General features: G+C 50.7%; 22 protein-coding genes and 1 other RNA gene. 14 read left to right on the forward strand and 9 right to left on the reverse strand.

Annotation, left to right across the window (positions count from 1 at the left end; translation table 11 throughout):
• Window positions 1-169: 169 nt before the first annotated feature.
• The 5 genes from lon to fadM all read left to right on the forward strand — a co-directional run bounded on the left by lon (window position 170) and on the right by fadM (window position 6,094).
• Window positions 170-2,524, forward strand: coding sequence for an endopeptidase La (gene lon / locus A1SC_RS01085; protein ID WP_001295325.1), 2,355 nt, complete (start codon window positions 170-172; stop codon window positions 2,522-2,524).
• A gap of 190 nt (window positions 2,525-2,714) precedes the next feature.
• Window positions 2,715-3,005, forward strand: coding sequence for a nucleoid-associated protein HU-beta (gene hupB / locus A1SC_RS01080; RefSeq protein ID WP_254892905.1), 291 nt, complete (start codon window positions 2,715-2,717; stop codon window positions 3,003-3,005).
• Between the two features lie 191 nt (window positions 3,006-3,196).
• The gene (gene ppiD / locus A1SC_RS01075; RefSeq protein WP_000969351.1) at window positions 3,197-5,068 is read left to right on the forward strand and encodes a peptidylprolyl isomerase; all 1,872 of its coding nucleotides are present in this window, start codon (window positions 3,197-3,199) and stop codon (window positions 5,066-5,068) included.
• Between the two features lie 150 nt (window positions 5,069-5,218).
• Entirely contained in the window at window positions 5,219-5,590 is a 372-nt protein-coding gene (locus tag A1SC_RS01070; protein WP_016262998.1) for a helix-hairpin-helix domain-containing protein, read from the forward strand.
• 105 nt (window positions 5,591-5,695) lie between these two features.
• Window positions 5,696-6,094, forward strand: coding sequence for a long-chain acyl-CoA thioesterase FadM (gene fadM, locus A1SC_RS01065; RefSeq protein ID WP_001194532.1), 399 nt, complete (start codon window positions 5,696-5,698; stop codon window positions 6,092-6,094).
• A gap of 94 nt (window positions 6,095-6,188) precedes the next feature.
• On the opposite strand, the gene queC is transcribed toward fadM, so the two are convergent.
• Both queC and A1SC_RS01055 read right to left on the reverse strand, forming a co-directional pair.
• A complete protein-coding gene (gene queC, locus A1SC_RS01060) occupies window positions 6,189-6,884 on the reverse strand; it encodes a 7-cyano-7-deazaguanine synthase QueC (RefSeq protein ID WP_001515891.1) in 696 nt (231 codons plus the stop codon).
• A 64-nt stretch (window positions 6,885-6,948) separates the two neighbouring features.
• Entirely contained in the window at window positions 6,949-8,649 is a 1,701-nt protein-coding gene (locus tag A1SC_RS01055; protein WP_016262999.1) for an SgrR family transcriptional regulator, read from the reverse strand.
• 99 nt (window positions 8,650-8,748) lie between these two features.
• On the opposite strand from A1SC_RS01055, the gene cof reads away from it, so the two are divergent.
• The 6 genes from cof (at window position 8,749) to amtB (ending at window position 15,589) form a co-directional block, all read left to right on the forward strand.
• Window positions 8,749-9,567 carry an HMP-PP phosphatase gene (gene cof, locus A1SC_RS01050; protein WP_001515892.1) on the forward strand — a complete coding sequence of 273 codons (819 nt, stop codon included), beginning with the start codon at window positions 8,749-8,751 and terminating at the stop codon, window positions 9,565-9,567.
• A 152-nt stretch (window positions 9,568-9,719) separates the two neighbouring features.
• Complete coding sequence (gene decR / locus A1SC_RS01045; RefSeq protein WP_000884589.1) at window positions 9,720-10,178, forward strand: DNA-binding transcriptional regulator DecR; 459 nt, start codon at window positions 9,720-9,722, stop codon at window positions 10,176-10,178.
• A gap of 29 nt (window positions 10,179-10,207) precedes the next feature.
• Window positions 10,208-11,980 (forward strand): SmdA family multidrug ABC transporter permease/ATP-binding protein, encoded by a 1,773-nt coding sequence (locus tag A1SC_RS01040; RefSeq protein WP_016263000.1) that lies wholly within the window; start codon window positions 10,208-10,210, stop codon window positions 11,978-11,980.
• The gene (locus tag A1SC_RS01035; protein WP_001256183.1) at window positions 11,973-13,754 is read left to right on the forward strand and encodes a SmdB family multidrug efflux ABC transporter permease/ATP-binding protein; all 1,782 of its coding nucleotides are present in this window, start codon (window positions 11,973-11,975) and stop codon (window positions 13,752-13,754) included. The genes A1SC_RS01040 and A1SC_RS01035 overlap by 8 nt, the downstream gene beginning before the upstream one ends.
• A gap of 180 nt (window positions 13,755-13,934) precedes the next feature.
• Window positions 13,935-14,273 carry a P-II family nitrogen regulator gene (gene glnK, locus A1SC_RS01030; protein WP_000780338.1) on the forward strand — a complete coding sequence of 113 codons (339 nt, stop codon included), beginning with the start codon at window positions 13,935-13,937 and terminating at the stop codon, window positions 14,271-14,273.
• 29 nt (window positions 14,274-14,302) lie between these two features.
• Entirely contained in the window at window positions 14,303-15,589 is a 1,287-nt protein-coding gene (amtB, locus tag A1SC_RS01025; RefSeq protein ID WP_000685045.1) for an ammonium transporter AmtB, read from the forward strand.
• A 181-nt stretch (window positions 15,590-15,770) separates the two neighbouring features.
• Here the strand turns inward: amtB and tesB are convergent, their stop codons facing one another.
• Entirely contained in the window at window positions 15,771-16,631 is an 861-nt protein-coding gene (gene tesB, locus A1SC_RS01020; RefSeq protein ID WP_000075873.1) for an acyl-CoA thioesterase II, read from the reverse strand.
• Between the two features lie 218 nt (window positions 16,632-16,849).
• On the opposite strand from tesB, the gene A1SC_RS01015 reads away from it, so the two are divergent.
• Window positions 16,850-17,422 (forward strand): YbaY family lipoprotein, encoded by a 573-nt coding sequence (locus tag A1SC_RS01015; RefSeq protein WP_000779815.1) that lies wholly within the window; start codon window positions 16,850-16,852, stop codon window positions 17,420-17,422.
• Window positions 17,423-17,452: 30 nt separating this feature from the next.
• On the opposite strand, the gene A1SC_RS01010 is transcribed toward A1SC_RS01015, so the two are convergent.
• Window positions 17,453-17,764, reverse strand: coding sequence for an MGMT family protein (locus tag A1SC_RS01010; RefSeq protein ID WP_000409903.1), 312 nt, complete (start codon window positions 17,762-17,764; stop codon window positions 17,453-17,455).
• A 162-nt stretch (window positions 17,765-17,926) separates the two neighbouring features.
• On the opposite strand from A1SC_RS01010, the gene ffs reads away from it, so the two are divergent.
• Both ffs and A1SC_RS01005 read left to right on the forward strand, forming a co-directional pair.
• An RNA gene (ffs, locus tag A1SC_RS22945) (signal recognition particle sRNA small type) lies at window positions 17,927-18,023 on the forward strand.
• A 120-nt stretch (window positions 18,024-18,143) separates the two neighbouring features.
• Window positions 18,144-18,497 (forward strand): DUF1428 domain-containing protein, encoded by a 354-nt coding sequence (locus A1SC_RS01005; RefSeq protein ID WP_000878149.1) that lies wholly within the window; start codon window positions 18,144-18,146, stop codon window positions 18,495-18,497.
• Between the two features lie 36 nt (window positions 18,498-18,533).
• Here the strand turns inward: A1SC_RS01005 and A1SC_RS01000 are convergent, their stop codons facing one another.
• The 5 genes from A1SC_RS01000 to tomB form a co-directional block, all read right to left on the reverse strand.
• Entirely contained in the window at window positions 18,534-20,084 is a 1,551-nt protein-coding gene (locus tag A1SC_RS01000) for an EAL domain-containing protein (RefSeq protein ID WP_001515896.1), read from the reverse strand.
• Between the two features lie 163 nt (window positions 20,085-20,247).
• Window positions 20,248-20,718, reverse strand: a complete 471-nt coding sequence (locus tag A1SC_RS00995) for a YlaC family protein (RefSeq protein ID WP_001515897.1) — start codon at window positions 20,716-20,718, stop codon at window positions 20,248-20,250.
• Window positions 20,719-20,832: 114 nt separating this feature from the next.
• Entirely contained in the window at window positions 20,833-21,384 is a 552-nt protein-coding gene (gene maa / locus A1SC_RS00990) for a maltose O-acetyltransferase (protein ID WP_016263001.1), read from the reverse strand.
• A 171-nt stretch (window positions 21,385-21,555) separates the two neighbouring features.
• Window positions 21,556-21,774, reverse strand: coding sequence for an HHA domain-containing protein (locus tag A1SC_RS00985; protein ID WP_001280991.1), 219 nt, complete (start codon window positions 21,772-21,774; stop codon window positions 21,556-21,558).
• 4 nt (window positions 21,775-21,778) lie between these two features.
• Window positions 21,779-22,174, reverse strand: coding sequence for an Hha toxicity modulator TomB (gene tomB, locus A1SC_RS00980; RefSeq protein WP_000344801.1), 396 nt, complete (start codon window positions 22,172-22,174; stop codon window positions 21,779-21,781).
• Window positions 22,175-22,429: the final 255 nt, after the last annotated feature.

Consider the following 22,429-nt stretch of genomic DNA (forward strand, 5'->3'; position numbering starts at 1 on the left):
TTAGTTAACCAAAAAGGGGGGATTTTATCTCCCCTTTCATTTTTCCTCTATTCCCGACGTTGAATGTGGGAGAAACATCCCCATATACTGACGTACATGTTAATAGATGGCGTGAAGCACAGTCATGTCATCTGATTACCTGGCGGACATTAAACTAAGAGAGAGCTCTATGAATCCTGAGCGTTCTGAACGCATTGAAATCCCCGTATTGCCGCTGCGCGATGTGGTGGTTTATCCGCACATGGTCATCCCCTTATTTGTCGGACGGGAAAAATCTATCCGTTGTCTGGAAGCGGCGATGGACCATGATAAAAAAATTATGCTGGTCGCGCAGAAAGAAGCTTCAACGGATGAGCCGGGTGTAAACGATCTTTTCACCGTCGGGACCGTGGCCTCTATATTGCAGATGCTGAAACTGCCTGACGGCACCGTCAAAGTGCTGGTCGAGGGGTTACAGCGCGCGCGTATTTCTGCGCTCTCTGACAATGGCGAACACTTTTCTGCGAAGGCGGAGTATCTGGAGTCCCCGACCATTGATGAGCGCGAACAGGAAGTGCTGGTGCGTACCGCAATCAGCCAGTTCGAAGGCTACATCAAGCTGAATAAGAAAATCCCACCAGAAGTGCTGACGTCGCTGAACAGCATCGACGATCCGGCGCGTCTGGCGGACACCATTGCCGCACATATGCCGCTAAAACTGGCTGACAAACAGTCCGTTCTTGAGATGTCCGACGTTAACGAACGTCTGGAATATCTGATGGCTATGATGGAGTCGGAAATCGATCTGCTGCAGGTTGAGAAACGTATTCGCAACCGTGTCAAAAAGCAGATGGAGAAATCCCAGCGTGAGTACTATCTGAACGAGCAAATGAAAGCTATTCAGAAAGAACTCGGTGAAATGGACGACGCGCCAGACGAAAATGAAGCGTTGAAGCGCAAAATCGACGCGGCGAAAATGCCAAAAGAGGCAAAAGAGAAAGCGGAAGCAGAATTGCAGAAGCTGAAAATGATGTCTCCAATGTCGGCAGAAGCGACCGTGGTGCGAGGTTATATCGACTGGATGGTGCAGGTGCCGTGGAATGCACGTAGCAAGGTCAAAAAAGACCTGCGTCAGGCGCAAGAAATCCTCGATACCGACCATTATGGTCTGGAACGTGTGAAAGATCGCATCCTTGAGTATCTCGCGGTTCAAAGCCGCGTAAATAAAATCAAGGGGCCGATCCTCTGCCTGGTTGGACCGCCGGGGGTAGGTAAAACTTCTCTGGGGCAGTCCATCGCTAAAGCTACCGGACGTAAATATGTCCGTATGGCGCTGGGCGGTGTGCGTGACGAAGCGGAAATCCGTGGTCACCGCCGTACTTACATCGGTTCTATGCCGGGTAAATTGATCCAGAAAATGGCGAAAGTGGGCGTGAAAAACCCGCTGTTCCTGCTCGATGAGATCGACAAAATGTCTTCTGACATGCGTGGCGATCCAGCTTCCGCACTGCTTGAAGTGCTGGATCCAGAGCAGAACGTGGCGTTCAGCGACCACTATCTGGAAGTGGATTACGACCTTAGCGACGTGATGTTTGTTGCGACGTCGAACTCCATGAATATTCCGGCGCCACTGCTGGATCGTATGGAAGTTATTCGTCTCTCTGGTTATACCGAAGATGAAAAACTGAACATCGCCAAACGTCACCTGCTGCCGAAGCAGATTGAACGTAATGCACTGAAAAAAGGTGAGCTGACCGTCGACGATAGCGCCATTATTGGCATTATTCGTTACTACACCCGTGAGGCGGGCGTGCGTGGTCTGGAGCGTGAAATCTCCAAACTATGCCGTAAAGCGGTTAAGCAGTTGTTGCTCGATAAGTCATTAAAACATATCGAAATTAACGGCGATAACCTGCATGACTACCTCGGTGTTCAGCGTTTCGACTATGGTCGCGCGGATAACGAAAACCGCGTTGGTCAGGTAACTGGTCTGGCGTGGACGGAAGTCGGCGGCGACTTGCTGACCATCGAGACAGCGTGTGTTCCAGGCAAAGGTAAACTCACTTACACTGGTTCGCTGGGCGAAGTGATGCAAGAGTCCATTCAGGCGGCGTTAACTGTGGTTCGCGCGCGTGCGGAAAAACTGGGGATCAATCCAGATTTTTACGAAAAACGCGACATCCACGTGCACGTACCGGAAGGTGCGACGCCGAAAGATGGTCCGAGCGCCGGTATTGCCATGTGCACCGCACTGGTTTCTTGCCTGACCGGTAACCCGGTTCGCGCCGATGTGGCGATGACTGGTGAGATTACTCTGCGTGGTCAGGTGTTGCCAATCGGCGGTTTGAAAGAAAAACTGCTGGCAGCGCACCGCGGCGGGATTAAAACAGTGTTAATTCCGTTTGAGAACAAACGCGATCTGGAAGAGATTCCGGACAACGTGATTGCCGATCTGGACATTCATCCTGTGAAGCGCATTGAGGAAGTTCTGACTCTGGCGCTGCAAAATGAACCGTCTGGAATGCAGGTTGTAACTGCAAAATAGTGACTTTGCGCAAATTGCACTAATAAAAAAAGGGCTGGTGGGTCAATTCGGGCTTGCCAGCCTTTTTTTGTCTCGTTAAGTTAGAGGGCGGATTAGGCTTGCCCTTATTAAGGGGTGTTGTAAGGGGATGGCTGGCCTGATATAACTGCTGCGCGTTCGCACCTTGAAGGATTCAAGTGCGGGATAAATTATAAAGAGGAAGAGAAGAGTGAATAAATCTCAATTGATTGACAAGATTGCTGCAGGGGCTGATATCTCTAAAGCTGCGGCTGGCCGTGCGTTAGATGCTATTATTGCTTCCGTAACTGAATCCCTGAAAGAAGGGGATGATGTAGCACTGGTTGGTTTTGGTACTTTTGCCGTTAAAGAGCGTGCTGCCCGTACTGGTCGCAACCCGCAGACCGGTAAAGAGATCACCATCGCTGCAGCTAAAGTACCGAGCTTCCGTGCAGGTAAAGCGCTGAAAGACGCGGTAAACTAAGTATTGTCCCCATTGGGGATGTGACGAAGTTCAAGGGCGCATCTACTGATGTGCCTTTTTTATTTGTATTCCGTGACTTTCTGCAAGTTGTGGGCTGACAATTGCCCCCGTTTCTTGTCACAATAGGCCTTTGCACGCAGCGATATGTTGCGTGAGGTATACAGTCACCTACAGCGGAGTGTTGTTACACCATGATGGACAGCTTACGCACGGCTGCAAACAGTCTCGTGCTCAAGATTATTTTCGGTATCATTATCGTGTCGTTCATATTGACCGGCGTGAGTGGTTACCTGATTGGCGGAGGCAATAACTACGCCGCAAAAGTGAATGACCTGGAAATCAGCCGCGGGCAGTTTGAGAACGCTTTCAACAGCGAGCGTAATCGGATGCAGCAACAGCTTGGCGATCAATACTCTGAGCTGGCTGCGAACGAAGGCTACATGAAAACCCTGCGTCAACAGGTGCTGAATCGTCTGATCGACGAGGCGCTGCTGGATCAGTACGCCCGCGAACTAAAACTGGGTGTCAGCGATGAGCAGGTTAAACAGGCTATTTTCGCAACCCCAGCCTTTCAGGTTGACGGCAAGTTTGATAACAGCCGCTATAACGGTATCCTCAACCAGATGGGGATGAGTGCCGATCAGTACGCACAGGCGCTGCGTAACCAGCTTATGACCCAACAACTGATTAACGGCGTTGCGGGCACTGACTTTATGCTAAAAGGTGAAACCGACGAGCTGGCAGCGCTGGTTGCTCAACAACGTGTAGTGCGTGAAGCGACTATCGACGTTAACGCTCTGGCGGCTAAGCAGGCAGTGACCGAACAGGAAATCGCCAGCTACTACGAGCAAAACAAAAACAGCTTCATGACTCCGGAACAATTCCGCGTGAGCTACATCAAACTGGATGCCGCAACGATGCAGCAACCGGTTAGTGATGCGGATATCCAGAGTTACTACGATCAGCATCAGGATCAATTCACCCAGCCGCAGCGTACCCGTTACAGCATCATCCAGACCAAAACTGAAGATGAAGCGAAAGCGGTACTTGATGAGCTGAACAAAGGTGGTGATTTTGCTGCGTTAGCAAAAGAAAAATCTGCCGATATTATCTCTGCCCGTAACGGCGGCGATATGGGTTGGTTAGAAGATGCCACTATCCCGGATGAACTGAAAAATGCTGGTCTGAAAGAAAAAGGCCAACTGTCCGGCGTCATCAAATCTTCTGTGGGTTTCTTGATCGTGCGTCTGGACGATATTCAGCCTGCGAAAGTGAAGTCGTTAGACGAAGTCCGTGACGACATCACGGCGAAAGTGAAACACGAAAAAGCCCTGGATGCGTACTACGCGCTGCAGCAGAAAGTGAGCGATGCGGCAAGCAACGACACCGAATCTCTGGCCGGTGCAGAGCAGGCCGCGGGTGTTAAAGCCACCCAGACTGGCTGGTTTAGTAAAGATAAACTGCCGGAAGAGTTAAACTTTAAGCCGGTTGCGGACGCTATCTTCAACGGCGGTCTGGTTGGTGAAAACGGTGCGCCGGGCATCAACTCTGACATCATCACCGTAGACGGCGATCGCGCATTCGTGCTGCGCATCAGCGAGCATAAACCAGAAGCGGTTAAACCATTGGCAGATGTTCAGGAACAGGTTAAAGCGCTGGTTCAGCACAACAAAGCTGAACAGCAGGCGAAAATCGATGCTGAAAAACTGCTGGTTGATCTGAAAGCGGGCAAGGGTGCGGAAGCTATGCAAGCTGCCGGTTTGAAATTTGGCGAGCCGAAAACCTTAAGTCGTTCCGGCCGTGACCCAATTAGCCAGGCCGCGTTTGCACTGCCTCTGCCAGCGAAAGACAAACCGAGCTACGGTATGGCGACCGATATGCAAGGTAATGTGGTTCTTCTGGCGCTGGACGAAGTGAAACAAGGCTCAATGCCGGAAGATCAGAAAAAAGCGATGGTGCAGGGTATCACCCAGAACAACGCACAAATCGTCTTTGAAGCGCTGATGAGTAACCTGCGTAAAGAGGCGAAAATCAAAATTGGCGACGCGCTGGAACAGCAATAATCCTGAAGCCGCTTCGCAAAAAAATGCTTTGTAGCTGTAACAAGAAAAGGTCGCTTTCGCGGCCTTTTCCATTTCTGAATATTGCCATTTGTTTACTGTTTTCGCTGCCGTTAAGGTGATTCCACTGTTAACAAACAAGGAGAAAACAGTATGAAACACGGAATCAAAGCACTTCTCATTACTCTGTCTCTGGCTTGTGCCGGAATGTCTCATAGCGCGCTGGCGGCTGCCTCTACGGCGAAACCGGCAGCGGTAGAAACCAAAGCGGAGGCACCCGCAGCACAAAGCAAAGCGGCAATACCGGCGAAAGCCAGTGACGAAGAAGGCACCAGAGTCAGTATTAACAATGCCAGTGCGGAAGAGTTAGCCCGCGTTATGAATGGTGTTGGCCTGAAGAAAGCGCAGGCGATTGTCAGTTATCGGGAAGAGTACGGTCCGTTTAAAACGGTGGAAGATTTAAAACAGGTGCCGGGGATGGGCAATTCGCTGGTGGAACGTAACCTTGCGGTATTAAGTCTGTAATTAATTTGCATAGTGGCAATTTTTTGCCAGACTGAAGAGGTCATACCAGTTATGACCTCTGTGCTTATAACTGTTCTTATAACAACAATGTAAGGCTATTGCGCTATGCAAACACAAATCAAAGTTCGTGGATACCATCTCGATGTTTACCAGCACGTTAACAACGCCCGCTACCTTGAGTTTCTCGAAGAAGCCCGCTGGGATGGACTGGAAAATAGCGACAGCTTTCAATGGATGACCGCCCATAACATCGCTTTTGTGGTAGTCAATATCAATATTAACTATCGCCGCCCGGCGGTGTTGAGCGACCTGCTGACCATTACCAGTCAGTTGCAGCAATTAAACGGTAAAAGCGGCATTTTAAGTCAACTAATCACCCTTGAGCCGGAAGGACAGGTGGTGGCGGATGCGCTCATCACCTTTGTTTGTATTGATCTCAAAACGCAGAAAGCATTAGCCCTGGAAGGGGAACTGCGCGAAAAGCTGGAGCAGATGGTTCAGTAAACGTTTTGTTGTGCCGGATGCGACGCGGGGTGCGTCTTATCCGGCCTCCAGGCGTGATACAATCGTAGATCGGATCAGGCGACACCCCGAATAATTACTTCAATCCGGTCTTCTGTTTCATCGCCGTCATCACCGCCGATTTATCGGCCAGATAATGATTCAACCCGTTGGCACGCAGATTACACGCAGCACAATGACCGCAACCGTCGCCTTTAATGCCGTTATAGCAGGTCAACGTTTCGTTACGGACTAAATCCAGCTTGCCGTAATAATCCGCCAGCGCCCAGGTTTCCGCTTTATCAATCCACATCAACGGTGTTTCAAAGCGAATATCTTTCGCCATGCCCAGACTGACGGCATGGTTCAGTGCTTTCACAAACTCATCGCGGCAATCCGGGTAACCGGAGAAATCCGTTTCGCAGACGCCGGTAATTACTGCTTCTGCTTTTACCTGATACGCATATATTGCCGCCAGCGTCAGGAACAAAATATTACGCCCTGGGACAAACGTATTCGGGATACCATCGGCTTCAGGTTCATAATCTGGCACTGGAATGCTGTCACGCGTCAGGCTGCTAACCGCCAGCTCGTTGAGCAGCGTCACATCCAGCACCTTATGCGCGCGTGCCCCTAGTTTTAGCGCCAGTTCGCGGGCCACGTCGATCTCTGCGCGATGGCGCTGGCCGTAATCAAATGTCACGCAATGGACTTCATCATATTGCTGCAATGCCTGTACCAGACAGGTGGTGGAATCCTGGCCTCCACTGAACACAACGACAGCACGTTTCATAAATCATCCTGCTAAATCGGTAAAAACCTTATGGTAACGCCTGTGGTTAACCCCGACCAGTGCTTCATTGCGACGGTGCGGGAAGCCAGGCTTCGGTAAATTCAAACCAGCCGCGCGGCGTCAGACGGACACCGTTAACACCGGGCGGCGCGCTAATGCGATAGTGATAGTTAAACAGTGGTGTCAGCGTGGCGTTATCCATTAATTGTGTGAAGACCGCTTTCAGGGCGTTATGTCGGTTTTCCTCATCAGGCATCAATTGCACGGCATCCAGTGTTGAGTGCAGATGTGCATATGTGCTGGCAGTGAAAACATGTGGCCAGAGCGGATCGCAACGCAGCCATTGCTCAAGGGTATATTCCGGTGCTTCGCCAATTAATCTATCGCCCATCATCAAATCTGCCTGAGCCAGTGGGGTTGTGTCATCCCAGTTTTTCGCATGATGAAAAATAATCTTTAATTCGCAACCTTCTGCTGCCAGCGTCGTCCGTAGCTGTTCTGCCATAGCATGAAGTTCCACTGGCAGGTGATAAGCCAGCGTCAATGTTTCCGGTAGTTTGACCTCATCTGGCACTTCCCATTGCGGAATAGCCCAGCCAGGCAGCAATGCATTACTGGCGGTGATCAGGTTTTCTCCGACTTCTAACGTTTGCAGTAAACCAGATTGATGAATAATGGAGATCACTTTTCGCGCCTGCCAGAGGGTTAGTCGGGAGCTTTTGCGCAACGTTAAATAGCAAAAACCTAAACTGATGCCGCTACTGACCTGGCTGACCAGAGGCAGATCCTCGGGTTTACCGATAGTGATTTGCACTGGATGCTGGCAACTGGTTCCCAAATCTTTTTCAAAAAGCGGTGGAGTTATCCAGTATTCAACCGCTTTTAGCAGTGGATGACGTAAATGGTAATAATCGTGACTTTCCAGACGCACCAGTTCCGCTGTGAATTGTGTTAAGCGAAAAGGACCGGTTCCCACCTGCGGGAATTGTGGATGCGCGAGATGACTGCAATAGCTTGCCAGCCGGTGGGCAAGCCAGTAATCGGGGCGATGTAAAAAGAAGGTCAGGCACTGCGGATGGGGGACTTCAATACGCTTCACGCTAATAAATAATTTACCCAATGCAGGTAGCTGGAGCAGCATCAACAACCGCTGATGCAGTTGCGTTGCTTTTACAGCATCGCCGTTATGCCAGTGCAGTGTTGAACGAAGATAAAAATCCCAGCGTAGCCCGTCAGTAGACGTTTCCCAGTGGTGCGCTAAATCGCCAATTGGGCGTTGCGTATTATTGTCGAAGCGGGTCAGGCCGGAAAAAACTTGCCCGGCGAGATGCTGCTCGGCACGGCCGGGCAAAAAGCCCGGTTGTAGCGGTTCGAGTGGGCGATAATAGGGGATACGCAACGTCGGTGTATCGTTATGCCATTGCCCGCCCATAAACGGTTGTAACAGGGTACGCAGCTCGCCAGGAGCCAGTTGCGCCAGCTCCAGCACATCCTGCTGTTTCCCGGTTTCCAGCGCCTGTTCCATCATCGTATTGCGCAGGAATTGCGGCGTCACCAGAAAGCGTAGTTGCCCGCGCTTTCCGCGTCCTGATTGCGCCTGCCACTCCAACCATCCAGCCTCCTGTGCCTGACGTAACAGTGTGCGCACATGCCGTTCGCTGCAAAAACAGCGTTCGGCCAGTTCGCTGACGGTCACGGACTGCGTCTCTCCCGCGGAAGGTTGCCACAGACGTTGATACTGGTTAAGACGGTTAAGCAGTCGCATATAAACCCGGAACAATATTATTTAACTATTCACTATTACTTCCGTATATATCAGGTGATACTCAATCACCATTAACCCTGTCACAGAGTGGAGAAAGAAATGGCTCGTCTGGCAGCATTTGATATGGACGGCACTTTATTGATGCCTGACCACCACTTAGGTGAGAAAACCCTCTCTACTCTGGCGCGCCTGCGTGAACGCGATATCACCCTTACTTTTGCTACGGGTCGCCATGCGTTGGAGATGCAGCACATTCTCGGGGCGCTATCGCTGGATGCGTATTTGATTACCGGCAACGGTACGCGCGTGCATTCTCTGGAAGGTGAATTGTTACATCGTGATGATTTACCTGCAGATGTAGCGGAACGGGTGCTCTATCAGAAGTGGGATACCCAGGCCAGCATGCATATCTTCAATGATGATGGCTGGTTTACCGAACGCGAAATTCCGGCGTTGTTGCAGGCATTTGTCTATAGCAAGTTTCGTTATCAGATTATCAATGTCAAAAAAATGCCTCTCGACCGCGTCACCAAGGTCTGTTTCTGTGGCGATCATGACGATCTTACGCGCTTGCAGATCCAACTACAGGAAGCATTAGGCGAGCGGGCACATTTGTGTTTTTCCGCGATTAATTGCCTGGAAGTACTGCCGGTGGGGTGCAATAAAGGCGCAGCGCTGGTGGTGCTGACCCAATATTTAGGTTTTTCGCTGCGCGACTGCATGGCCTTTGGCGATGCGATGAACGATCGTGAAATGTTAGGCAGCGTCGGCAGCGGCTTTATTATGGGCAATGCGATGCCGCAACTTCGCGCGGAACTCCCCCATTTACCGGTGATTGGACACTGCCGAAATCAGGCTGTCTCTCACTATTTGACGCACTGGCTGGACAATCCACATCTACCTTATTCCCCCGAATAACGAGATCCCTTCCAGCGCCGGGCAATAGCCCGGTTTTTTTTGCTTTGAATTTGTCATTTTGTGCAGTGGCGTTTAAACCGCACAGAATAAATTGTCGGTATTTGACCTTTAAAATAGAATGAAAAGAGAAAATAATTCTCTGTGGGTGGGCTATGTTAGATAAAATTGATCGTAAGCTGCTGGCCTTGCTACAGCAGGATTGTACCCTCTCTTTGCAGGCTCTGGCAGAAGCCGTTAATCTGACAACCACGCCTTGCTGGAAGCGTCTGAAACGGCTGGAGGATGACGGTATCCTTATCGGCAAAGTTGCCTTACTGGACCCGGAAAAAATTGGCCTCGGGCTGACCGCTTTTGTACTGATTAAAACGCAACATCACAGCAGCGAATGGTATTGCCGCTTTGTCACGGTGGTAACGGAAATGCCAGAAGTGCTGGGGTTCTGGCGCATGGCCGGTGAATACGATTATCTGATGCGTGTCCAGGTTGCCGACATGAAACGCTACGACGAGTTTTATAAGCGTCTGGTAAACAGCGTGCCAGGGCTGTCGGACGTTACTTCCAGTTTCGCGATGGAACAGATTAAATACACCACTTCTTTACCCATCGAATAAATATCCAAAATCAGGTCAGGACACAACGCGTGCGATTATTTGCTCAACTAAGCTGGTATTTCCGTCGGGAATGGCGTCGCTATCTCGGGGCTGTGGCCTTGCTTGTCATTATCGCGATGCTGCAACTGGTTCCGCCGAAAGTAGTCGGGATTGTGGTCGATGGCGTGACGGAACAACACTTTACGACCGGACAGATCCTGATGTGGATCGCCACTATGGTGCTGATTGCAGTCGTGGTTTATCTCCTGCGTTATGTCTGGCGTGTACTGTTGTTCGGTGCGTCTTATCAACTGGCTGTTGAACTGCGTGAAGATTATTACCGCCAGTTAAGCCGCCAGCATCCAGAATTTTACCTGCGTCACCGGACGGGGGACTTAATGGCCCGCGCGACGAATGACGTTGATCGCGTGGTATTTGCCGCCGGGGAAGGGGTGCTGACGCTGGTGGATTCGCTGGTGATGGGCTGCGCGGTGCTGATTATGATGTCAACGCAAATTAGCTGGCAGTTGACCTTAATAGCGCTGCTGCCGATGCCGGTGATGGCGATCATGATCAAACGTAATGGCGACGCTTTACATGAGCGTTTTAAGCTGGCGCAGGCGGCGTTTTCCAGCCTCAACGACCGCACCCAGGAGAGCCTCACCAGTATCCGTATGATTAAAGCCTTTGGTCTGGAAGATCGCCAGTCGGCGCTATTTGCCGCAGATGCCGAGGACACTGGCAAGAAAAACATGCTTGTGGCACGTATTGATGCCCGTTTCGATCCGACCATCTATATCGCTATTGGGATGGCGAATTTACTGGCGATTGGTGGGGGAAGCTGGATGGTTGTGCAGGGCAGTTTAACGCTGGGACAGCTCACCAGTTTTATGATGTATCTTGGCCTGATGATCTGGCCGATGCTGGCGCTGGCATGGATGTTTAACATTGTGGAACGCGGCAGCGCGGCGTACAGCCGTATTCGAACGATGCTGGCGGAAGCGCCGGTCGTCAAAGATGGTAGCGAAAGTGTGCCGGAAGGACGCGGTAAACTGGATGTGAATATTCGCCAGTTTACCTATCCGCAAACTCACCATCCTGCGCTGGAAAACGTCAGTTTCGTATTGAAGCCCGGTCAGATGCTGGGCATTTGCGGGCCGACCGGTTCCGGCAAAAGTACCGTGCTGTCACTCATTCAGCGTCATTTCGACGTCAGCGAGGGGGATATTCGCTTTCATGATATTCCTCTGACGCAGCTACAACTCGACAGTTGGCGTAGCCGCCTGGCAGTCGTCAGTCAGACGCCGTTCCTTTTTTCCGATACCGTGGCGAATAACATTGCGCTGGGTTGCCCGAATGCTACCCAGCAAGAGATTGAGCACGTAGCGCGTTTGGCCAGTGTGCATGACGATATTCTTCGTCTGCCGCAAGGTTACGACACAGAAGTGGGCGAACGTGGCGTGATGCTTTCCGGTGGCCAAAAACAGCGTATCTCCATTGCCCGGGCGTTACTGGTGAATGCGGAAATCCTCATTCTGGATGATGCGCTTTCTGCGGTGGACGGACGCACAGAGCACCAGATCCTGCATAACCTGCGCCAGTGGGGACAGGGGCGAACGGTCATCATCAGCGCCCATCGTCTTTCTGCACTGACAGAAGCCAGTGAAATAATTGTGATGCAGCACGGGCATATCGCTCAACGCGGCGATCATGATGTGCTGGCGCAACAAAGCGGCTGGTATCGCGATATGTATCGCTATCAACAACTGGAGGCGGCGCTTGACGATGCCCCTGAAATTCACGAGGAGGCCGTTGATGCGTAGTTTTAGCCAACTGTGGCCGACTCTGAAGCGCCTGTTAGCATACGGTTCGCCGTGGCGTAAGCCGCTGGGTATTGCGGTTCTGATGATGTGGGTTGCAGCAGCGGCAGAAGTGAGTGGGCCGCTGCTCATCAGCTATTTTATCGACAATATGGTGGCGAAAAATAATCTGCCGTTGAAGATGGTTGTTGGTCTGGCGGTGGCGTATGTTGGGCTGCAACTGCTTGCCGCCGGACTGCACTACGCGCAGTCGTTGTTGTTTAACCGGGCGGCGGTTGGCGTTGTACAACAGTTGCGTACCGATGTGATGGATGCTGCGCTACGCCAGCCATTAAGTGAGTTTGATACCCAGCCGGTCGGGCAGGTCATTTCCCGCGTCACCAATGACACAGAAGTGATCCGCGATCTCTACGTTACCGTGGTAGCAACCGTTTTGCGTAGCGCCGCACTTGTGGGGGCGATGCTGGTGGCGATGTTCAGTCTCGACTGGCGAATGGCGCTGGTGGCAATAATGATCTTCCCGGTCGTGCTGGTGGTGATGGTGATATACCAGCGTTACAGTACGCCGATTGTCCGCCGCGTGCGCGCCTATCTGGCGGATATCAACGACGGTTTTAACGAAATCATCAATGGCATGAGCGTTATCCAGCAGTTCCGTCAGCAGGCGCGATTTGGTGAACGTATGGGGGAGGCCAGCCGTTCGCACTATATGGCGCGAATGCAAACCCTGCGGCTCGACGGCTTTTTACTGCGACCACTGCTTAGTCTGTTTTCATCGCTCATTCTTTGCGGTTTGTTGATGCTGTTTGGTTTCTCTGCCAGTGGCACTATTGAAGTGGGCGTGTTGTATGCGTTTATCAGCTATCTGGGGCGACTTAACGAACCATTAATCGAACTGACCACGCAACAGGCAATGCTGCAACAGGCTGTTGTCGCAGGTGAGCGTGTATTTGAACTGATGGACGGGCCGCGCCAGCAATATGGCAATGATGATCGCCCGTTACAGAGCGGCACCATTGACGTCGATAATGTGTCGTTTGCCTATCGTGATGACAATCTGGTACTGAAAAACATTAATCTGTCTGTGCCTTCGCGCAACTTTGTGGCGCTGGTCGGGCATACCGGCAGTGGCAAAAGCACTTTGGCAAGTTTGCTGATGGGCTATTACCCGCTAACGGAAGGCGAGATTCGTCTCGACGGCCGTCCGTTAAGTTCGCTAAGTCACAGCGCGCTGCGCCAGGGCGTGGCAATGGTGCAGCAAGATCCGGTTGTGCTGGCGGATTCCTTCCTGGCGAACGTTACGCTGGGGCGTGATATCTCCGAAGAACGCGTCTGGCAAGCGCTGGAAACGGTGCAACTGGCAGAGCTGGCGCGCAGTATGAGCGATGGCATTTATACGCCGTTGGGCGAGCAGGGGAATAATCTCTCAGTCGGGCAAAAACAGTTGCTGGCGCTGGCGCGCGTGCTGGTAGAAACACCGCAAATCCTGATCCTTGATGAAGCAACCGCCAGTATTGATTCCGGTACTGAACAGGCGATTCAGCACGCCCTGGCGGCGGTGCGCGAACATACTACGCTGGTGGTGATCGCTCACCGCTTATCGACCATTGTTGATGCCGACACCATTCTGGTGCTTCATCGTGGACAAGCCGTGGAGCAGGGGACGCACCAGCAACTGCTTGCGGCTCAGGGACGTTACTGGCAGATGTACCAACTGCAACTTGCAGGAGAAGAACTGGCTGCCAGCGTACGTGAAGAGGAATCGTTGAGCGCCTGATTAGCGCAAAATTTCATCGTTGGTGCAAAAATGCAACGCACTGTGCACTGTCATAGTGCGTTTTTGTTTTCAATCACCTTTGCGTCCTGCTTTCCCTCTCGTTTTTCATTTCTGGCACACCGCTTGCAATACCTTCTTCGTGTAGCAGAACCATTACCGAATTCTGACCGGAGGGGATCTATGAAGCTGGTGACCGTGATAATCAAACCATTCAAGCTGGAAGACGTTCGTGAAGCGTTATCTTCCATTGGCATCCAGGGCCTGACCGTCACTGAAGTGAAAGGTTTCGGGCGTCAGAAAGGGCATGCTGAGCTGTACCGTGGCGCGGAATACAGCGTCAATTTCCTGCCAAAAGTAAAAATCGATGTGGCGATTGCCGATGATCAACTCGATGAAGTGATCGATATCGTCAGCAAGGCGGCTTACACCGGAAAAATTGGCGACGGCAAAATCTTTGTCGCTGAATTGCAACGCGTCATTCGTATCCGTACCGGCGAAGCCGACGAAGCGGCGCTGTAATCTCTGGCACACAGCAACAGGACTGAAAAATGAAGATAGCGACGATAAAAACTGGGCTTGCTTCACTGGCGATGCTGCCAGGACTGGTAATGGCTGCTCCTGCGGTGGCAGATAAAGCCGACAATGCGTTTATGATGATTTGTACTGCGCTGGTGCTGTTTATGACTGTTCCGGGTATCGCGCTGTTTTATGGTGGCCTGATTCGCGGTAAAAACGTGCTGTCGATGCTGACACAGGTGACCGTGACCTTTGCATTGGTTTGTATTCTCTGGGTGGTTTACGGCTACTCACTGGCGTTTGGCGAGGGCAACAACTTCTTTGGCAACATTAACTGGTTAATGTTGAAAAATATCGAATTGACCGCGGTAATGGGCAGTATCTATCAGTATATCCACGTGGCGTTTCAGGGATCGTTTGCCTGTATTACCGTTGGCTTGATCGTCGGGGCGCTGGCGGAGAGGATTCGCTTCTCGGCAGTGTTAATCTTCGTGGTGGTGTGGTTGACGCTCTCTTACATTCCGATTGCGCATATGGTCTGGGGAGGCGGTTTGCTGGCTTCCCACGGTGCGCTGGATTTTGCCGGTGGCACAGTGGTGCACATTAACGCCGCAATCGCCGGTCTGGTAGGCGCGTATCTGGTCGGTAAACGCGTGGGCTTTGGCAAAGAGGCGTTTAAACCGCACAACCTGCCGATGGTCTTTACCGGAACTGCCATTCTTTATATCGGGTGGTTTGGTTTTAACGCCGGGTCTGCGGGCACGGCAAACGAAATTGCGGCACTGGCGTTTGTTAACACCGTGGTAGCAACGGCGGCGGCAATTCTTGGCTGGATCTTCGGTGAATGGGCACTGCGCGGTAAACCTTCTCTGCTGGGGGCTTGCTCTGGTGCGATTGCCGGTCTGGTCGGCGTGACGCCTGCCTGTGGTTACATTGGTGTTGGCGGCGCGTTGATTATCGGCGTGGTAGCTGGTCTGGCAGGCTTGTGGGGCGTTACTATGTTGAAACGTCTGCTGCGGGTGGATGATCCCTGCGATGTCTTCGGTGTACACGGCGTTTGCGGTATTGTCGGCTGTATCATGACCGGAATTTTTGCCGCCAGTTCGCTGGGCGGTGTGGGCTTCGCGGAAGGTGTGACGATGGGCCATCAGGTGTTGGTACAACTGGAAAGTATCGCCATTACGATCGTCTGGTCTGGTGTGGTGGCGTTTATCGGCTACAAACTGGCGGATTTGACGGTTGGCCTGCGTGTACCGGAAGAACAGGAACGTGAAGGGCTGGACGTCAACAGCCACGGCGAAAATGCCTATAACGCGTAACCTGCAATCAAATACAAATTTGCCTGATGCGCTGTGCTTATCAGGCCGACAATAAAAATCACAATTTATTGAATTTACAAGAATTGGTAGGCCGGATAAGGCGTTTACGCCGCCACCGGCATCAACAAAAGCACGTTACCAACAATCTGACAGCCGGACGGTTTTCACCTCCGGCTGTTTTTTAATTGTGATTACGCATTACCCCTTCCTGAACGGTCGAGGCAATCAGCATGCCGTCCTGGGTATAAAACTCACCACGCACAAATCCGCGGGCACTGGACGCTGACGTGCTCTCCACGCTATACAGCAGCCATTCGTTTAAATTAAACGGTCGATGGAACCACATGGAATGGTCGATGGTAGCAATTTGAATCCCCGGTTCGAGAAAACCGATGCCGTGCGGCTGTAAAGCTACTGGCAAGAAATTGAGGTCAGAGGCATAACCGAGCAGGTATTGATGAACGCGCAGATCATCCGGCACGCTGCCGTTCGCGCGGATCCACACCTGACGATGGGGGGCTGCGACGTGGCCTTTCAGTGGGTTATGAAACTCCACCGGACGGACTTCCAGCGGACGATCACAGATAAATTTATCTTTCAGCACTGGCGGTAACAAGTGGGCCAGCGACTGGGCGATTTGCGTTTCCGAAGGCAGACCATCAGGCGCAGGGGCTGGAGGCATCTCTTTTTGGTGTTCGAAACCCGCTTCCGGTGCCTGGAAAGAGGCCGTCATATAAAAGATCGGTTTGCCGTTTTGAATAGCAGCCACACGACGGGCGCTGAAACTGTTGCCGTCGCGCAGCGTTTCGACATCGTAAATAATCGGCTTTTTACTGTCGCCAGGGCGAAGAAAGTAGCTGTGGAACGAATGCACCAGACGCTCTTCGGGAACTGTCTCTTTTGCAGCATACAGCGCCTGACCCACGACCTGGCCACCAAACACCTGGCGTAAACCTAAATCTTCACTCTGGCCGCGAAAGAGTCCTTCCTCAATTTTTTCCAGATTCAACAATGTCAGTAAATTTTTTAAGGCCTGACTCATATTAACTCTCCAGTAACAAAGCTGCCGCAGCAAGCCAAAGTGAGTTGAGTATAACGCAATTTTGTTACTGGTCCGATGGGTGCAATGGTCTGAATTACTGGCTAAATGCAGGCGTTAATACGTGACATGTGCCACACTTATTGACGTTACTATTTTGTTAACCACTCTTCCGGCGAGGAAAGTTAGCCCGCTGGTGCATTGATAATAAGGAGAAGTGAATGAAACTCGTGCACATGGCCAGTGGTTTAGCGGTTGCGATTGCGTTGGCGGCTTGCGCGGATAAAAGCGCGGATATCCAGACGCCAGCACCGGCTGCAAATACGTCTATTGCAGCGACACAGCAACCTGCTATACAACAACCGAATGTTTCCGGTACGGTCTGGATCCGTCAGAAAGTCGCACTGCCGCCTGACGCCGTGCTGACCGTGACACTTTCTGACGCGTCGTTAGCGGATGCGCCTTCTAAAGTTCTGGCGCAGAAAGCAGTACGTACCGAAGGTAAACAGTCACCGTTCAGTTTTGTTCTGCCATTTAACCCGGCAGACGTTCAGCCGAATGCGCGTATCCTGTTGAGTGCGGCGGTTACCGTCAACGACAAACTGGTGTTTATCACCGATACCGTTCAACCGGTGATCAATCAGGGCGGAACCAAAGCTGACCTGACATTAGTGCCGGTTCAGCAAACCGCCGTGCCGGTTCAGGCCAGCGGTGGCGCAACAACCACTGTACCGTCGACTTCCCCGACACAAGTGAATCCGTCTTCGGCAGTTCCAGCACCTACGCAATACTAAGCGCCATTAACCCTCTCCGTCCGGAGAGGGTTAATAAATCCAGCGATAACGCTGCAAGTCGATTTGCCCGCTTCCCGATACCATCACACCTTCTGCCAGCAACGCCTGCCGCTGACGCTGTAAATCTGGGCCGGTTAACGAAATTGTGCCATGGCGATTAACCACCCGGTGCCAGGGCAAGGTGCTGCCTTCGGGTAGGCGCTTTAACACAGCGCCTACCTGGCGCGCGGCGCGGGGTGATCCTGCCAGTTTTGCGACATCACCGTAGGTGGTGACATAGCCTTCGGGAATAGCGGCTACGATTTGCCAGACGCGTTGGGGAAATGAATCTTCTTTTTCCATCTTTTCTTCCTGAGGTAATTTTTCAGCATAATCTGGAAAAACGCCTGAGTGAAGCCGCATTGCGCAAGAAAGCAGCATCTGGCACGCAATGGGTTGCAATTAGCAGGGGCAGCAGTGATAATGCGCCTGCGCGTTGGTTCTCAACGCTCTCAATGGGGGCTCTGTTGGTTCTCCCGCAACGCTACTCTGTTTACCAGGTCAGGTCCGGAAGGAAGCAGCCAAGGCAGATGACGCGTGTGCCGGGATGTAGCTGGCAGGGCCCCCACCCATTTTTGTTTCCCCGCCGTTTCGTCAAAAAATCTCAATGTGGCTAAACTTTAATCACGACTGACGCTGCAGGAATTGCCTGACTGCGCAGTACGCTTCGGAGGAGTTTCTGATGAAGTATGTTGATGGGTTTGTTGTTGCTGTTCCTGCCGAAAATAAGGATGCCTACCGGGAAATGGCCGCAAAGGCCGCGCCACTGTTTAAAGAGTTTGGCGCGCTTCGCATTGTCGAATGTTGGGCCAGCGATGTGCCAAACGGCAAAGTGACCGATTTTCGCATGGCAGTGAAAGCGGAAGAGAATGAGGAAGTGGTGTTTAGCTGGATTGAATATCCTTCAAAAGAGGTCCGCGACGCTGCCAATCAAAAAATGATGTCTGACCCACGGATGAAAGAGTTCGGTGAATCAATGCCGTTTGATGGCAAACGGATGATTTACGGTGGGTTCGAGTCAATCATCGACGAGTAGCGTGACGGGCTGTGCGGCGTGCCGCCAGCCCCTAATTCAGAGATGCTGTTTTGCCCAGATAATGAAATCTTCTTTTGGCAAAGCTTTGCTGTACAACCAGCCCTGACCGTAGTGCACACCATGCTGGCGTAGCCACTCTTCCTGTTTGCTGGTTTCGATGCCTTCCGCCACCATTTTCAGCTTCAGCGTTTTTGCCATTTCGATGATATGCGGGGTGACATTTTTATATTCCAGTGCGTCAACGAAGGATTTATCTATTTTCAGAATATCGACATCCAGATCCTGCAAATAACTTAAGCTCGAATAACCAGTACCGAAATCATCCAGATAAATATCATGACCGGCTTCCCGGTAGCGAGAAATGATCGGAGCGCTGGTTTTCGGATCGGCAAACTCGCGCTCTGTGAGTTCAAGCGCGATCTGTTTAGGGTTAACCTGGTAGTGGTTGATCATTTTCCCCAGGAGTTGCGGAATTTTTTCCGATGTGAGCACAGTAGATTCCAGATTGATTGAAATATGCTGGTTCGGGTGTTGTCGCAGCCAGTCGCCCATATCTTCAAATACGTTTCTTATAATCAGCAGCGTCAGTGGTTCAGAAAGACCCGTTTGCTGTGCCAGCGGGATGAAACTATCCGGTGACAACCAGCTACCGTCCGTCTGTGGCCAACGTGCCAGTGCTTCGGCACCGACAATTTTGCCATTGGCTAAGGAGACAATCGGCTGATAATGTACGCAAATATCACGGTTTTCGATGGCATCTTGCAGTCGGTGATGCGGTGACTGGAGGCGGCGCAAAATACGAAGCACAAATATCGCTGCCAGCAGACCAATTAATAACCCAACAGGTAACCAAATAAAGACCTGCCGATACCAGCTTGTTTGCAACATTTTCGTTGGAGCCCAGGTGATGATGGAAATATTCATCTCCGGGAGGGGCTGGATGTCGTAAATAATTCCATTATTTTCGATATGCTCACCGGGCGTTTTTTGTAGTTGGGTAATAATGCCCCGGGCAATTTCATCGCTGCTGGTTATGACAGTATTATGGGCATTGCCAATAATGGCGGCATCAATTTGCCATGAGCTATAAGGAATTACGTCGATAAAGGAGGCAGGATCGATCATTACTACGTAATGTGCGGTTCCCATAGCAACCATGTAACGGGTGATACCTAAGTCGTTGTGCGAGGTTAACCAGACACGATAACCCTCTTTTGAAATCCTCCCCGGCTCCGGGAAGGTATCCGGTGGGCTTTCGTGTTCCAGAGAAGAGCACTGGGGAATGTTGTTATCGATATAGACCACTTCCTGAATATAGCGATAGCTGTATGAAACCCGGCGCATTTCCATGAGATGTTCTTCACTACAGGCTCCACCTTGCCATCTTTCCAGCTCTTGCAGCGCATCTTTTCCTTGCATCGCCACTTTATTGGCCCGAATAGCGACACGGGAAGAATAGGTATTCAACTCCTCAATAAATGACGCTTCTACCTGCTGATGGGCCAACCAGACGCTTAAGCCGACAGGCAGCAGTACTGAAAGTATAAGTACACCTGAAATCAGGCTGACCAGATGTCGTGTTCTCACCAGCATGTCCTTATTAACACAGTGTAGGGAAAGTATATCTGATCGTGAAAAAAGGCTGGCAAGAGATCAGTGGTTAGGACGGGGATTTCATGCAGTGACAGGTGGCAACGATCGTTGTCAATTGACCAGGCGTAGAGGTTTACGCCTGGTGGGAAAACCTAACTTAAGATGTTACTTCGGTGCGGGTGAGGGTGAATATATCGTAAAAAGACAGTTCACCTTTACGGGCGATCATTTTTTGCAGTTGTTCTTTGTGGATATTCGCGACACGCGGCGAGTTCAGTATGGCTTCAACCAGCGCAGCAGGGACAAATCGCGTGTTATACCATTCGCCGTTATAGCAAACCCGAAAATCGAGCACGTCGATATCTTCATAGCGGTAGCGTGGGTAGACATCGAAAAAGAAGAAACCGTTAAGCAGGATGAATAACACAACCAGTAGCCAGACTGAATCTGACAGCGTTTGGGACTGCAACATTACCGCCAGTGTGGCAAAAAAAGCAACATACATGCCGATAAACAGCCCCGGATGTTTGCGGATAAAACTGATACTAAAGCGGGGTTTGTTGTCGCGTTTTTCGCGCGTATTCAGAGAATCAATCGTTTCGGTTAGCAGGCGTTGTATTTCAGTCATCTTTTGCCTTCGTGGTATCTGCAACTTTCCAGTGAACACCCTATTTTAGCGTGGGAATGATATGAAGAAAGTAACAGGTTTGCCACAATTTTGCATAACAGTTGCAAATTGTAGTTACAACTTTTTAATGATTCTGGCTGGGTTGCCGCCCACGACGACGTTGTCCGGGATATCTTTTGTGACGACCGCACCTGATGCCACTACGACGTTATCGCCAATGGTAACGCCCGGGTTAATGATGGCACGCCCCCCAATCCAGACGTTATTACCGATAGTCACCGGTTTCCCCAGTTCACCACCAGCATTACGTTCTACAGGATCGACAGGGTGTGTAGCGGTATAAATATGAACGCCCGGAGCCAGAATGCAATTATCGCCAATACGAATAGGGCAGACATCAAGCATTACGCAATCGAAGTTTGCGTAAAACCCTTTACCGAGGAAAATGTTATAGCCATAGTCGCAACGAAAGGAAGGCTCAATATACGCATCCGCAACCTGGCCGAGTAAATCGGTGAGAATTTGTTGGCGTAGTGATTGATCTTCCGGCGCGGAATGGTTGTATTGGTGAATAAGCTGACGAGTGCGCAGGCGATCGCGAGATAAAGTCTCATCTGCCGAGCAATACAACTCACCAGCAATCATCTTTTCTTTTTCTGTGCTCATTACAAACATCCTGGTTGCTGAAAATGCGGCAACACAGTAATGCAAAAAGCCAATGAAGAGAACGTTCCCGTTACTTCTGTGTGATGGAGATCACATGAGGAATGCCTTCATGGAAAAAATAGAATATACTTAATAAACAGACTGTTATAGCCTGATTTTATACTAATTGAGTTATCGAATAAATTTCCACACCGAGGAAGGGATCTTGTCGTAAAGCTTATTCATGGTCAATTCTGCAAGGCGGTGATCTGCGGCTGAGTAAAATACCGCCAGTTCATTATCTGATAATTCGTATTTATTTTTCTCGATAACACGTTCCAGCGTGTCAATTGTCTGACAACGACGCAAACGCATCAAATAATCGGTTTTTGTTAAAGGTTTATCGGACATACTTCTACCCATGGTTGTAATAATTCGAACAAGATAAACTTGCAGGATTCTCTTTCGTGGCATTCACGAAACAACGGAACAGTCGGTTACCTGACTTCCGCCATTTCTGGAGATCCTGCATATTAATACCATAACTACTGAACAACATAAAGGTGTCGTCCAGATATTCATCTATCTGCTCAATGAGCTTATTGTCTTCATTATACTTAATTTTGTAATTAAGCGCGAAGGTTGCAATATGCTCAATGAGTTCATTAAGTTGCAGATTGATAGCCGAGGTAGGGTCGTTAACCCAACCATGATTGCTTTCTTCAAGGTTTGCAAGACAGTCATGATACAGGGTTTCGCAAAGAAACTTAAGCTGTGCAATATCATGTCTTTTTGGTGAGTATTCATCCATAACGCGTCCCCTTCTTAGCGATTGAACTAACGGACACCTTTCGGGATGGGAAAACTTACTGACCTGGACTTGCCCTCACATTTGTTAGATTAACTATAATCCACTCTTTGAAGGTTTTCATCGCATTATTACGAAAAATTACAATTAGGAGGAGGAGAGGGAAAAGGCTTACTTCTTCATCCTGGCACCAACCACGTAAAGCCTAAAGCAGTTAGTTTGATGCTATTCATAACGTAATCAGGATTCTCGCATCGC

Source organism: Escherichia sp. KTE52, from assembly GCF_000408325.1.
GTDB lineage: Bacteria > Pseudomonadota > Gammaproteobacteria > Enterobacterales > Enterobacteriaceae > Escherichia > Escherichia marmotae.